This is a genomic window from Rhodococcus sp. AB351, assembly GCF_049538275.1.
Classification (GTDB): domain Bacteria; phylum Actinomycetota; class Actinomycetes; order Mycobacteriales; family Mycobacteriaceae; genus Rhodococcus.
The window spans coordinates 87,671-100,695 of record NZ_JBMVFW010000010.1; the positions used below are offsets into that span (position 1 = coordinate 87,671).

The window sequence follows — 13,025 nt, forward strand, 5'->3', positions numbered from 1 at the left end:
GCCGCCGTCCGTGCCCTGTAGGTGCCCTGTAGATCCCTTCCTCGCTTCTGCTCGTCGTTCGAAAGGACCCAATTCCGTCATGCTGCGCGTCGCAGTCCCCAACAAAGGTTCGCTGTCCGAGTCCGCCGCCGAGATCCTGCAGGAGGCCGGTTACCGTCGGCGCACCGACTCGCGGGATCTGACGGTCATCGACCCGGTCAACGACGTCGAGTTCTTCTTCCTGCGGCCGAAGGACATCGCGATCTACGTCGGTTCCGGCGAGCTGGATCTGGGGATCACCGGCCGCGATCTGGCGATGGATTCGGGGGCTCCGGTCACCGAGCGGCTGTCGCTGGGCTTCGGGTCCTCGCGTTTCCGGTACGCCGCCCCGAAGGGCCGCGATTGGTCGGTCGAGGATCTGCAGGGTCTGCGCATCGCCACCTCGTACGCGAATCTGGTGCGTCGTGATCTCGCCGCCCGCGGCATCGAAGCCGAGGTGATCCGGCTCGACGGTGCGGTGGAGATCTCCATCCAGCTCGGCGTCGCCGACGCGATCGCCGATGTGGTCGGCTCGGGCCGGACGTTGCGCCAGCACGATCTCGTCGCCTTCGGCGAGTCGCTGTGCGATTCGGAGGGTGTGCTGATCGAGCGGGAGGGTTCGGATCACTCGGATCGGGCCCGCAACCAGCTGATCGCCCGCCTCGAGGGTGTGGTCTTCGCGCAGCAGTACGTGATGATCGACTACGACTGCCCCAAGCACCTGCTCGAGCAGGCCGTCGAGGTCACGCCCGGTCTCGAGTCGCCGACGATCTCGCCGCTGGCGAACGAGAACTCGGTGGCGGTGCGGGCGATGGTGCCGCGCAAGGGCCACAACGCGGTGATGGACCGGCTCGCCGAGATCGGTGCCCGCGCCATCCTCGCGTCGAACATCCGCTCGTGCCGGGCGATGCGCGCCCCCGAATAGACGCGCACCGATCCCGACATCTTCGATCTTCTGGTGCGGCCCCGCTGATCAGCGGGGCCGCACCTGCACGTTCTGGGCGATGCGGCCGAGCGCGCCGGTCTCGTCGTAGAGCAGACCGGCGGTCGTGCCGATCCCGTCGGGTCCGACGGACATCTCCGCGGCGATCCCCACCCAGTCCTGTTCGCGGAACTCGGGGGCGCGGAACAGGTGCACGGTCAGTTCGGTGTTGAGGAAGGTGTACTCGCGGGCGTCGAGTTTGGATCCGACACCGTTGGCGACGTCGGCGACGCTCATCAACCGGTCGAGTCCGCTGGGGGTTTCGCCTTCGACGAGGGCGATCTCGCTGCGCACCCACGCCGACGACAGGCCGGGAGCGCCGAAGGGGACGATGATGCGCCAGTCGACGGTGCCGATGTAGCCGCCCTTCCAGGCAGGATGCGGGGCACTGGCTTCGAAGTGGCCGGGGGCGGGCAGCGGGGTCTCCGAGGTGCGCGCGACCTGCGGCAGGTCGACGGTTTCGAGGCGCCAGCCGGTGCCGCGCGCGACCGCGCGGTGGGTGCCGTCGGGGGCGGTGGCCCACAGTTCGGCGACGACCAGTTCGATGCGGCGGCCGGGTCGTTCGATGTGGGTGCGCACCTCGAGGTCGGTGAGGGGGACGGGGCCGAGCAGTTCGACGGTGAGCCGGCTCAGGCGGGTGTCGGGGCGCGGCCGGTGCCGTTCGATGGCGCGGGCGAGCAGCGCCGAGGGCGGGGCGCCGTGCTGCAGGTGCGGTCCCCAGGTGCTGACGGTGTGTTCGGTGGGGCGGAACACCGCGATCTCGACGTCGTCGACCGGACCGGTGGGGGTGGTCGGCCGGGGGACCGGCACGTAGTAGGCGGCGTCGCTCACTCGGGATTCTCCTGCTGCTCGATACGGTGGGGCGCACCCGACGTCGACTAAATCGACGGTGTCGGCTGGATCGACTGCGTCGCAACGCCGTCGAGGGGATACGGCGGTGGGGTACCGCCGAACGCCGGGCACAATGCCCGATGATCGCACCACCGGCAACCGGGGCCGGGATTGGGGCGGAAGTCGCCGCTTCTGCGCAATTGCCGGATCGTCGCCCACATCGCGCGCACGATCCGTTCGAAGCGGCGCAGTTCCTCGGGGTCGGGCCGGTAGTGCAGCACCTGTCCGTCGCCGAGATACAGCAGCCGCAGCGAGGCCGGCACGATGCCGCGCTGCCGCCACACGATCAGCGCGTAGAACTTCAGCTGGAACAGCGCCGCCCGCTCGCCGCGCAGCGAGGGGGCGCGGCCGGTCTTGTAGTCGACGACGTGCACCGCACCGGTGGCGTCGACATCGAGGCGGTCGATGATGCCGCGCAAGGGGACGTCGCCGTCGAGGGTGGTCTCCACCCGCAGTTCGCAGCCGTCGGCGGTGACGGCGGTGGGGTCCTCGACGGTGAAGTAGGTATCCAGCAGCGCGGCGGCCTCGGCGAGGAAGGCCGCGTCGTCGGTGTCGACGCCGAGATCGGGGGTGGCGGCGAGGACCCGGGCCAGGGCGTCGGGCAGCAGGGTCTGCGCGGCGGTGGCGGTGCGGGCCGGTCCGTCGAGGCCGAACAGCGCTTCGAGGGCGGCGTGCACGACGGTGCCGCGCGCCTGGGCGCGGGTCGGGGGTGCGGTGAGCCGGTCGACGGCCTTGAAGCGGTAGAGCAGCGGGCAGCGGGTGAAGTCGGCGGCGCGGGAGGGGGACAGGGCGACCGGCCGCACCGTGTCGGTGGGGGGTGTGGGCGCAGCTGTGGTCACACCTGGCAGGCTAGGACGCGGGTCCGACACGGTGCCGGACCCGCGTGCCCGATCCCGGGTGCGGGGCTGGAACGAAGGTGGACACGGCGATGGCAGTAGGCGGACTCGGGCGCAGCGGACCCTTCCAGGTGGGGGACCGGGTGCAGTTGACCGACGCCAAGGGCCGCAAGTACACCGTGGTGCTCGAACCGGGCAAGGAGTTCCACACCCATCGCGGCGGGATCCTGCACGACGATCTGATCGGCACCGACGAGGGTGTGGTGGTCACCTCCACCAACGGCACCCCCTATCTGGCGTTGCGTCCGCTGCTCGTCGACTACGTGATGTCGATGCCGCGCGGCGCGCAGGTGATCTACCCGAAGGACGCCGCGCAGATCGTGCAGGAGGGCGACATCTTCCCCGGTGCGACGGTGCTCGAGGCCGGCGCCGGCTCCGGTGCGCTGACGTGTTCGTTGCTGCGCGCGGTCGGGGAGAGCGGCCGGGTGATCTCCTATGAGGTGCGCGAGGACCATCTCGAATACGCCGAGCGCAATGTCGACACCTTCTTCGGGGAGCGCCCGGCGAACTGGACGACGGTGCTCGGGGATCTGGCGGACTACGACGTCGAGAAGTACGGCCGTGTGGACCGGGTGGTGCTGGACATGCTCGCCCCCTGGGATGTGCTCGAGACGGTGAAGAAGGCGCTGGTACCCGGCGGGGTGCTCATCGTCTACGTGGCGACGACGACGCAGCTGTCGCGGGTGGTCGAGGCGATGCGGGAGCAGACCTGCTGGACCGAGCCGCGCTCGTGGGAGTCGATGGTGCGCGGGTGGCACGTGGTGGGGCTGGCGGTACGTCCCGAGCATCGGATGCAGGGGCACACGGCGTTCCTGGTCAGTGCCCGGCGTCTGCAGGACGGGGTGGAGACCCCGAAGCCGCAGCGTCGGCCCAGCAAGGGCTGAGCCGACGCCGACCGGCGGGGGTCATTCGCAGCTGAGCGTGCCCATGGCCAGGATCGAGCAGGCGCTCTCGTCGGCGATGACCCAGGTGCCGTCGATCTGCTCGAAGGTCAGCGGCATCGGGGCGCCGCCGTGCGGGCCGGCGACCTCGGTGGTCGCGGTGACGGTGTCGGCGTCGACCGTGGTGATCTCGCCGACGGTGCCGGTGAGCGGGTAGCCGGCGAGCACTCCGGTGAACTGGTCGAGCACGGCGGTGCGCGCGGTGCCGTTCTCCACGACCGCGGCGCGGTCCTCGGTGGTGGCGGCCGGGTCGAAGAACACGTCGATCTGTTCCTGCAGCTGCTCGACGGTGACCGCGGCGGTCACGGTGGTGCTGGTGGTCGTCGTCGCGCTGGTCGTGGTGGCGGTGTCGTCGCCGGCGTCGTCGGAGCTGCAGCCGGTCAGGGCGGTGAGGGCGGCGATCGCGGTGGCGGCGCAGAGTGTGCGGACTGGACGTGGGGTCACGGAGGAGTACCTTTCGAGAGAAACGGTCGACGCACGATATTTAGGGCAGCCTAACAGCGTGTCGGGTGTGCGGTGCCATGGCGCGTCCCACACGCGACACATGTTCGGAACACGACTGTTTCGTGTCCTCCCCCATGTGGGGCGATGTCCCGGTAGCGTGGAATGACCGACAGTGGAGGGAGTCGCTATGAGCTCGTCAGAGAAGCCGGATGCGGTTGCGGCGGCACGCGAAATCGAAGAGTTGCGCGCAGAGGTGGCGACCTTGCGTCGTCGGCTCGGCGAACCGTCCGATCAGGTACGCGACCTCGAAGCCCGGCTCGAGTCCCTCACGGTCCGCAACGGCAAACTGCTCGAGACCCTCAAGGATGCGCGCCAGCAGCTGATCACGCTGCGCGAGGAGGTCGACCGGCTGGCCCAGCCGCCGAGCGGCTACGGGGTGCTGCTCGAGACGTTCGACGATCAGACCGTCGACGTGTTCACCTCGGGCCGCAAGATGCGGGTCGCGGTGTCCCCGAATCTCGAACTCGACACCTTCCGGCCCGGTCAGACGGTGCGGTTGAACGAGGCGTTGACCGTCGTGGAGGTCGGTGGGTTCGAGCGCGTCGGCGAGATCACCACCCTGCGGGAGGTGCTCGACGACGGCACCCGCGCGCTGGTGGTCGGGCACGCCGACGAGGAGCGCATCGTGTGGCTGGCGGCCCCGCTCGCCGCGGCCGCCGCCGACAACCGGACCGATGTGCTCGTCGACGACGAGAACTCGTTCACGCTGCGCCCGGGCGATTCGCTGCTGGTCGACAGCAAGGCCGGTTACGCCTTCGAACGGATCCCCAAGGCCGAGGTCGAGGATCTCGTGCTCGAGGAGGTCCCGGACGTCGACTACAGCGACATCGGTGGCCTGGGCCGGCAGATCGAGCAGATCCGCGACGCGGTGGAGCTGCCGTTCCTGCACAAGGATCTGTTCCGCGAGTATTCGCTGCGCCCGCCGAAGGGTGTGCTGCTGTACGGCCCGCCCGGTTGCGGTAAGACCCTGATCGCGAAGGCGGTCGCGAATTCGCTGGCGAAGAAGATCGCCGAGGCCCGCGGTGATGATTCGAAGGAAGCGAAGTCGTTCTTCCTCAACATCAAGGGCCCGGAGCTGCTGAACAAGTTCGTCGGCGAGACCGAACGGCACATCCGGTTGATCTTCCAGCGGGCCCGGGAGAAGGCGTCCGAGGGCACCCCGGTGATCGTGTTCTTCGACGAGATGGACTCGATCTTCCGCACCCGCGGCTCCGGTGTGTCCTCCGATGTGGAGACCACGGTGGTGCCGCAGCTGCTCGCCGAGATCGACGGTGTCGAAGGACTCGAGAACGTCATCGTCATCGGCGCCTCGAACCGTGAGGACATGATCGACCCGGCGATCCTGCGGCCCGGCCGCCTCGACGTGAAGATCAAGATCGAGCGTCCGGACGCGGAGGCCGCGCAGGACATCTTCTCGAAGTACCTGACCGAGAGTCTGCCGGTGCACGCCGACGATCTCGCCGAGTTCGGCGGCGATCGGGCCGCGTGCGTGCGGGCGATGATCGAGCGGGTCGTCGAGCGGATGTACGCCGAGTCCGAGGACAACCGGTTCCTCGAGGTCACCTACGCCAACGGTGACAAGGAGGTCCTGTACTTCAAGGACTTCAACTCCGGCGCGATGATCCAGAACATCGTCGACCGGGCGAAGAAGTACGCGATCAAGTCGGTGCTCGAGACCGGGGCACCCGGTCTGCGGGTGCAGCACCTGCTCGATTCGATCGTCGACGAGTTCGCCGAGAACGAGGACCTGCCCAACACCACGAATCCGGACGACTGGGCCCGGATCTCGGGGAAGAAGGGCGAGCGGATCGTGTACATCCGCACCCTGGTCACCGGCAAGAACGCCAGCGCGAGCCGCGCGATCGACACCGAGTCGAACACCGGCCAGTACCTGTAGGAATCCACCCGCGACGGCCGGGCCTTCCCTCCTCCGGAAGGTCCGGCCGTCGCGGCCTATCCAGGGGGAGGACCGACCGTGCCGTTGCCGCGCACCATGGCCCGGTTCAACAAGATCGTCACCAACCGGGTCACCACACCCTTCGCGCAGCTGCTGCCGGGCACCGCGGTGGTCGAACATCGCGGGCGCCGCTCGGGCCGGGTGTTCCGCACCCCGGTGCTGCTGTTCGGTGTCGGCGACGATCTGCGGATCGCGTTGACCTACGGCGCCGACACCGACTGGGTGCGCAACGTGTGCGCCGCCGGCGAGGCGGTGGTGCACACTCGGGGCAGGGCCATCCCGGTGCGCGACCCGCGGCTCGGGACCGACCGGCAGGCGAGCTGGGCGCCGCTGCCGGTGCGGGTGGCGCTGCAGGCGATCGGGGCGCACGGCTATCTGGACTGCACCCCGCAGCCGCACCGCTGACCGGTGGCGGGGCTGTTCACGACCGTGAGCGTCCGGATCGCCTAGGCTCGAGGGCATGCAGCGGATCATCGGTATCGAGGTCGAGTACGGGATCTCCTCACCCAACGAGCCATCGGCGAACCCGATCCTGACCTCCACGCAGGCGGTGCTGGCCTACGCGGCCGCCGAAGGGGTGCCGCGCGCACGGCGCACCCGCTGGGACTACGAGGTCGAATCACCCCTGCGCGACGCGCGGGGCTTCGATCTGGGCCGGTTCAACGGCCCGGCCCCGGTCATCGACGCCGACGAGGTCGGCGCCGCGAACATGATCCTCACCAACGGCGCGCGCCTGTACGTCGACCACGCCCACCCCGAATACTCCGCCCCGGAGGTCGCCGACCCCCTCGACGCGGTGATCTGGGACAAGGCCGGCGAACGGGTGATGGAGGCCGCCGCCCGGCACGCGTCGAGTGTGCCCGGCGCACCCCGGCTGCAGCTGTACAAGAACAACGTCGACGGCAAGGGCGCCTCCTACGGCACCCACGAGAACTACCTGATGGACCGCGAGACCCCGTTCTCCGCGGTGGTCGCGGGCCTGACCCCGTTCTTCGTCTCCCGGCAGGTCATCACCGGCTCCGGACGCGTCGGCATCGGCCAGTCCGGTGACGAGCCCGGTTTCCAGCTCTCGCAGCGCGCCGACTACATCGAGGTCGAGGTCGGTCTCGAGACCACCCTCAAGCGCGGCATCATCAACACCCGCGACGAACCACACGCCGACGCCGACAAGTACCGGCGCCTGCACGTGATCATCGGCGACGCGAACCTGGCGGAGATGTCCACCTACCTCAAGGTCGGCACCACCGCGCTGGTGCTCGACCTGATCGAGGCCGGCATCGACCTGTCCGATCTGCAGCTCGCCCGCCCGGTCACCGCGGTGCACCACATCAGCCACGACCCGTCGCTGCGCAAGACCGTCGCGCTCGCCGACGGCCGGGAGCTGACCGGTCTGGCGCTGCAGCGGATCTACCACGAGCGGGTCGCGAAGTTCCACGACGGCACCGAGGACAAGCGGATCCTCGACATCCTCGACAAGTGGGCGATGGTGCTCGACCTGCTCGAACGCGACCCGATGGAATGCGCCGACCTGCTGGACTGGCCCGCGAAGCTGCGGCTGCTCGAGGGCTTCCGCAACCGCGAGGGACTGTCCTGGTCGGCGCCGCGCCTGCACATGGTCGACCTGCAGTACTCGGATGTGCGCCTGGACAAGGGCCTGTACAACCGGCTCGTGGCCCGCGGGTCGATGCAGCGGCTGGTGTCCGAGCAGCAGGTCCTCGATGCGGTGCACACCCCGCCGTCGGACACCCGCGCCTACTTCCGCGGCGAGTGCCTGCGCCGTTTCGGTGCCGATATCGCGGCGGCGAGCTGGGATTCGGTGATCTTCGATCTCGGTCGCGAGTCGCTGGTGCGCATCCCGACGCTCGAGCCGCTGCGCGGCAGCCGCGCGCATGTCGGGGAGCTGCTCGAGACGGCGCAGTCGGCGGCGGAGTTGGTCGATCAGCTCACCCACTGACCCCCCCGCCCGGCAGGGGTGCGGTGGCCGGATCACAGGTCGCGAGTACGCGTGTCGCCACCGGTGGACCGCTTCGCTGGGTAGGGTAGGAGTTCGAAGCAGCGGTGACCACACCGATCGTCGACCGGTGACGGTTCCGCGCCGAGTACAGGAGGAGGTCGGCGGCTATGGCACAGGAGCAGACCACACGCGGTGGCGGCGGAGACGACGACGAGGTCGTCGGTGACGGCGGTGCCGGTCAGGAGCGTCGCGAGAAGCTCGCCTCGGACACCGACGATCTTCTCGACGAGATCGACGACGTGCTCGAGGAGAACGCGGAGGACTTCGTGCGGGCATATGTGCAGAAAGGTGGCCAGTGACAGCCGAACGATCCTCTCTTCCCTACCGCGAGGTGCAGCCGAAGCTGCACCTCGCGTCGCCCTTGTCGTCGTTCTCCGACCACCTGCGGATGCACGCCCCGGAGATGCTGCCGGAGAACCGGTTCCGGTTCGAACGAGGTGACCACGTGGACCTCGCCCCGCACGGCACCACCATCGTGGCGCTGACCTTCGACGGGGGTGTGCTCATCGCCGGCGACCGGCGCGCGACCATGGGCAACCTGATCGCCTCCCGCGACGTCGACAAGGTGTTCATCACCGACAACTATTCGGCGGCCGGCATCGCCGGCACCGCGGGCCTGGCGATCGAGCTCGTGCGACTGTTCGCGGTCGAACTCGAGCACTACGAGAAGATCGAAGGTGTGCCGCTGACCTTCGACGGCAAGGCCAATCGGCTCTCGTCGATGGTGCGCGGCAATCTCGGTGCGGCCATGCAGGGCCTGGCCGTGGTGCCGTTGCTGGTCGGTTTCGACCTCGACGCGTCCGATGCGCACCGCGCCGGGCGGATCGTGTCCTACGACGTGGTCGGGGGCCGCTACGAAGAGCGCGCCGGCTACCACGCGGTCGGCTCCGGATCGTTGTTCGCCCGCTCGTCGCTCAAGAAGCTCTACCGCGCCGACGCCGACGAGCAGAGCGCGTTGCGCAGCGCCGTCGAGTCGCTGTACGACGCGGCCGACGACGACACCGCCACCGGTGGTCCCGACACCACCCGCGGGATCTACCCGACGGCGGTGGTGATCACCGCGGCCGGGGCCGTGGCCGTCGCGGAGGAAACCCTGTCCGAGCTGGCCCGCACCATCGTGGCCGACCGCACCGCAGGAGATGCCCGGTGACACTTCCGTACTATGCGTCCGCCGAGCAGATCATGCGCGATCGCTCGGAGCTGGCCCGTAAGGGCATCGCCCGGGGCCGGTCGGTGATCGCGTTGACCTACGCCGACGGTGTGCTGCTGGTGGCGGAGAATCCGTCGAAGGCGCTGCACAAGATCAGCGAACTGTACGACCGGGTCGGTTTCGCCGCCGTCGGCAAGTACAACGAGTTCGAGAATCTGCGGCGCGCCGGGATCATGCACGCCGACATGCGCGGCTACTCCTACGACCGGCGGGACGTGACCGGGCGGGCGCTGGCGAACGCCTACGCGCAGACCCTCGGCACGATCTTCACCGAGCAGCCCAAGCCGTACGAGGTGGAGATCTGCGTCGCCGAGGTCGGGCGCGCCGACACCGAGGACGGCCCGCAGCTGTACCGCATCACCTACGACGGGTCGATCGTCGACGAACCGCAGTTCGTGGTGATGGGCGGCAACACCGAACCGATCGTCACCGCGCTGCGCTCGTCGTACACGGGGGGTCTGCCGCTCGACGAGGCGGTCGCCGTGGCGGTGACCGCGCTGCAGCAGCCCGCCACCGCCGATGCGGCGCCGCGGGTGCTCGGCCGCGGGGAACTCGAGGTCGCGGTGCTCGAGAAGCAGCGGCCGCGCCGCGCCTTCCGGCGTATCTCGGGGGCGGCGCTCGACGCGCTGCTGCCCAGCACCGGGTCTGCTCAGGCGGCGCCGTCGGAGACGCCCGCCGATCCGGCCCCCGAGTCGGGGTCCGAGACCGCGACCGGCTCGGAGACCGGGTCCGGTCCCGACGCGGGCTGATCCGCCGCGAGCCGATAGACCGTCAACGCCGACGGCACCACCTCGAAGTCGAAACCGGTGCCGTCGGCGAGGACCTCCCCGTCGGTGGCCAACGCCACCGGATCCCCGATGACCTCCACCGACAGGCCCGGGATGTGCCGCTGCCGATACATCGGTGACGCGCCGAGGGTGCCGGTCGCCGCAGCGAGGAGCAGTCGCAGCCGCGAGAACCGGCTCTCCGCGGGCAGATACCGCACGTCGAGGGTGCCCCGATCCAGATGGGCGCGGGACATCGGCACCTGATCCGCCGGGGTGTAGTGGCCGTTGCCGACGAACAGCAACCACACCGCCCGCCCCGCCCCGTCGATCCGCACGGGCATCGGGCTCGCCGTGCGCAGCACCGCGAGCATCGCCAGGCCCGCCGCCGGCCACTTGCCGATCCGCGGTTCCCAGTGCTCCCGCAACCGCACCGCATCCGGATAGCCGCCGAGGCTGGCGGTGTTGACGAACCGCCGCACCGTGCGCCCGTCCGGCCCGGTCACCGTGACCTGACCGAGCCCGACGGCCACCGCCTGCCCGGCGGTGACCGCCCGCACCGTCTCCTCCAGGTCCACCACGCCGAGGTCGAGCGCGAAATGGTTGAGGGTGCCGCCGGGGAACACCGCCACCGGCAGCCGCGCGTCGACGGCGACGTCGAGCACCGCCGCGACCGTGCCGTCCCCGCCGCACACCCCCACCGCCTGCGGCCGATGTTCGGTCAGCAGACGTTCCAGCTGCTCCGCCGGATCGCCGTCGGGATCCAGATCGACGCGCCGCACCCCCGGCAGCGCGGCGGTGACGGCCGCGGCGATCTCCTCGGCGGTCCCGGCGTCGCGGTTGACCACCAGCAGCATCCCGTCGCCGCCGGGCAGGGCGGGCGCGGCGGCCGCGACCTGCACGGTCGCCGGTTCGCGGCTGCGCACCGCCCACCAGCGGCGCGTCGACCACGCCACCGTCGCGCCGACGGCGGCGCCGACGACGACGTCGCCGGGCCAGTGCACGCCGGTGTGCACCCGCGAATAGGCCACCGCCGCGGCCAGCGGCGCCAGGACCGCCCCGGCCGCAGGGGATTCGAGCGCCACCCCGGTCGCGAACGCCGCCGCCGACGCGGCGTGCCCGGACGGGAACGACGACGAGCGGGGGATCGGCACACTGCGGCGCCGGAACTTCGGGTCGGTGCGCGCCGGGGGCCGGCGGCGCGGCAACAGCGGTTTGAGCAGCCCGTTGGTCAGGGCGCTGGCCCCGGCCACCGACAGCAGACCCCGCACCGCCCCGCGGCGGGCGTGACCACCGACAGCGGCGCACACCGCGGCGCACGCCACCCACAGCACACTGTGGTTGGCGGCGCGCCCGAGATCGCGCAGCAGTGGGTCGGCGGGGGACGCGCGCAGCGCCCCGGTGCGCTCGAACAGGGCCCGGTCGGCGGTGCGGTAACGCTCGGGAACGATCACACCTCGACCGTAGATGTCGTTGCGACCCATGGGGGTCGGGTTCGCGCGGTACTGTCGAGGTGTGCAGCGACGAATCATGGGTATCGAGACGGAGTTCGGCGTCACGTGTACCTTCCACGGGCATCGTCGGTTGAGCCCCGACGAGGTGGCCCGCTATCTGTTCCGCCGGGTGGTGTCCTGGGGGCGCAGTTCGAACGTCTTCCTGCGGAACGGGGCGCGACTGTATCTCGATGTCGGTTCGCACCCCGAGTACGCCACCGCCGAGTGCGACGACCTGCTCCAGCTCGTCGAGCACGATCATGCCGGTGAGCGGGTCCTCGAGGAACTGCTCATCGACGCCGAGCAGCGTCTCGCCGAGGAGGGCATCGGCGGCGACATCTTCCTGTTCAAGAACAACACCGACTCGGCGGGCAACTCCTACGGCTGCCACGAGAACTATCTCGTCGCCCGTGTCGGCGAGTTCTCCCGCATCTCCGATGTGCTGCTGCCGTTCCTGGTGACCCGCCAGTTGATCTGCGGCGCCGGGAAGGTGCTGCAGACCCCCAAGGCCGCCACCTTCTGCCTGTCGCAACGCGCCGAGCACATCTGGGAGGGTGTCTCCTCGGCGACCACCCGGTCGCGGCCGATCATCAACACCCGCGACGAGCCGCACGCCGACGCCGAGAAGTACCGGCGCCTGCACGTGATCGTCGGGGACTCGAACATGTCCGAGACCACCACCATGCTCAAGGTGGGGTCGGCGGCGCTGGTGCTCGAGATGATCGAGGCCGGGGTGCCGTTCCGGGACTTCGCGCTCGACAACCCGATCCGCGCCATCCGCGAGGTCTCCCACGACCTGACGGGCCGGCGTCCGGTGCGCCTGGCCGGCGGCCGGCAGGCCAGCGCCCTGGACATCCAGCGCGAATACCACGCGCGGGCCGTGGAATATCTGCACCAGCGCGAACCCGACCCGCACGTCGCGCAGGTGGTGGACCTGTGGGGCCGCGTCCTCGACGCCGTCGAATCGCAGGACTTCGCGAAGGTCGACACCGAGATCGACTGGGTGATCAAGCGCAAGCTGTTCCAGCGCTACCAGGACCGCTACAACATGGAGCTGTCGGATCCGAAGATCGCGCAGCTCGACCTGGCCTACCACGACATCAAACGCGGCCGCGGTGTGTTCGACCTGCTGCAGCGCAAGGGTCTGGCGGCGCGGGCGACCGACGACGAGTCCGTCGACGCGGCGGTGAACACCCCACCGCAGACCACCCGGGCGAAGCTGCGCGGTGATTTCATCGCCGCCGCGCAGGCCGCGGGCCGCGATTTCACCGTCGACTGGGTGCATCTGAAGCTCAACGATCAGGCGCAGCGCACCGTGTTGTGCAAGGACCCGTTCCGGTCGGTGGACGAACGCG

Annotated in this window: 13 protein-coding genes; 9 read left to right on the forward strand and 4 right to left on the reverse strand. The window is 70.0% G+C overall.

Going from position 1 to position 13,025, the window contains the following annotated elements; genetic code table 11:
• Positions 1-79: 79 nt before the first annotated feature.
• A complete protein-coding gene (gene hisG / locus ACPCXD_RS18370) occupies positions 80-943 on the forward strand; it encodes an ATP phosphoribosyltransferase (protein WP_016690818.1) in 864 nt (287 codons plus the stop codon).
• A 48-nt stretch (positions 944-991) separates the two neighbouring features.
• Here the strand turns inward: hisG and ACPCXD_RS18375 are convergent, their stop codons facing one another.
• Complete coding sequence (locus ACPCXD_RS18375; protein ID WP_423660673.1) at positions 992-1,831, reverse strand: thioesterase family protein; 840 nt, start codon at positions 1,829-1,831, stop codon at positions 992-994.
• Positions 1,832-1,878: 47 nt separating this feature from the next.
• Entirely contained in the window at positions 1,879-2,730 is an 852-nt protein-coding gene (locus tag ACPCXD_RS18380) for a RecB family exonuclease (protein ID WP_423660675.1), read from the reverse strand.
• A gap of 89 nt (positions 2,731-2,819) precedes the next feature.
• Here ACPCXD_RS18380 and ACPCXD_RS18385 point away from each other — a divergent pair, with 89 nt between their 5' ends.
• On the forward strand, positions 2,820-3,671 hold the full coding sequence (locus ACPCXD_RS18385; RefSeq protein WP_060653154.1) for a tRNA (adenine-N1)-methyltransferase: 852 nt from the start codon (positions 2,820-2,822) through the stop codon (positions 3,669-3,671).
• A 21-nt stretch (positions 3,672-3,692) separates the two neighbouring features.
• Here the strand turns inward: ACPCXD_RS18385 and ACPCXD_RS18390 are convergent, their stop codons facing one another.
• A complete protein-coding gene (locus tag ACPCXD_RS18390; protein WP_120282826.1) occupies positions 3,693-4,172 on the reverse strand; it encodes an MTB12 C-terminal domain-containing protein in 480 nt (159 codons plus the stop codon).
• A gap of 187 nt (positions 4,173-4,359) precedes the next feature.
• On the opposite strand from ACPCXD_RS18390, the gene arc reads away from it, so the two are divergent.
• The 6 genes from arc to prcA all read left to right on the forward strand — a co-directional run bounded on the left by arc (position 4,360) and on the right by prcA (position 10,162).
• Positions 4,360-6,129 carry a proteasome ATPase gene (gene arc, locus ACPCXD_RS18395; protein WP_085470584.1) on the forward strand — a complete coding sequence of 590 codons (1,770 nt, stop codon included), beginning with the start codon at positions 4,360-4,362 and terminating at the stop codon, positions 6,127-6,129.
• Positions 6,130-6,207: 78 nt separating this feature from the next.
• Positions 6,208-6,594, forward strand: a complete 387-nt coding sequence (locus tag ACPCXD_RS18400; RefSeq protein WP_026060877.1) for a nitroreductase family deazaflavin-dependent oxidoreductase — start codon at positions 6,208-6,210, stop codon at positions 6,592-6,594.
• A gap of 55 nt (positions 6,595-6,649) precedes the next feature.
• Complete coding sequence (gene dop, locus ACPCXD_RS18405) at positions 6,650-8,143, forward strand: depupylase/deamidase Dop (protein ID WP_006552172.1); 1,494 nt, start codon at positions 6,650-6,652, stop codon at positions 8,141-8,143.
• 167 nt (positions 8,144-8,310) lie between these two features.
• Complete coding sequence (locus ACPCXD_RS18410; protein WP_006552173.1) at positions 8,311-8,502, forward strand: ubiquitin-like protein Pup; 192 nt, start codon at positions 8,311-8,313, stop codon at positions 8,500-8,502.
• Complete coding sequence (gene prcB / locus ACPCXD_RS18415; protein ID WP_423660679.1) at positions 8,499-9,353, forward strand: proteasome subunit beta; 855 nt, start codon at positions 8,499-8,501, stop codon at positions 9,351-9,353. Before ACPCXD_RS18410 ends, prcB begins: the two co-directional genes overlap by 4 nt.
• Entirely contained in the window at positions 9,350-10,162 is an 813-nt protein-coding gene (gene prcA, locus ACPCXD_RS18420) for a proteasome subunit alpha (RefSeq protein ID WP_229564896.1), read from the forward strand. Before prcB ends, prcA begins: the two co-directional genes overlap by 4 nt.
• On the opposite strand, the gene ACPCXD_RS18425 is transcribed toward prcA, so the two are convergent.
• Positions 10,063-11,661 carry a bifunctional phosphatase PAP2/diacylglycerol kinase family protein gene (locus ACPCXD_RS18425; RefSeq protein WP_229564897.1) on the reverse strand — a complete coding sequence of 533 codons (1,599 nt, stop codon included), beginning with the start codon at positions 11,659-11,661 and terminating at the stop codon, positions 10,063-10,065. The two genes, prcA and ACPCXD_RS18425, sit on opposite strands and share 100 nt — an antisense overlap.
• A 31-nt stretch (positions 11,662-11,692) precedes the next feature.
• Here ACPCXD_RS18425 and pafA point away from each other — a divergent pair.
• Positions 11,693-13,025, forward strand: a 1,333-nt coding sequence (gene pafA, locus ACPCXD_RS18430; RefSeq protein WP_423660682.1) for a Pup--protein ligase, incomplete at its 3' end; no start/stop codon positions are given.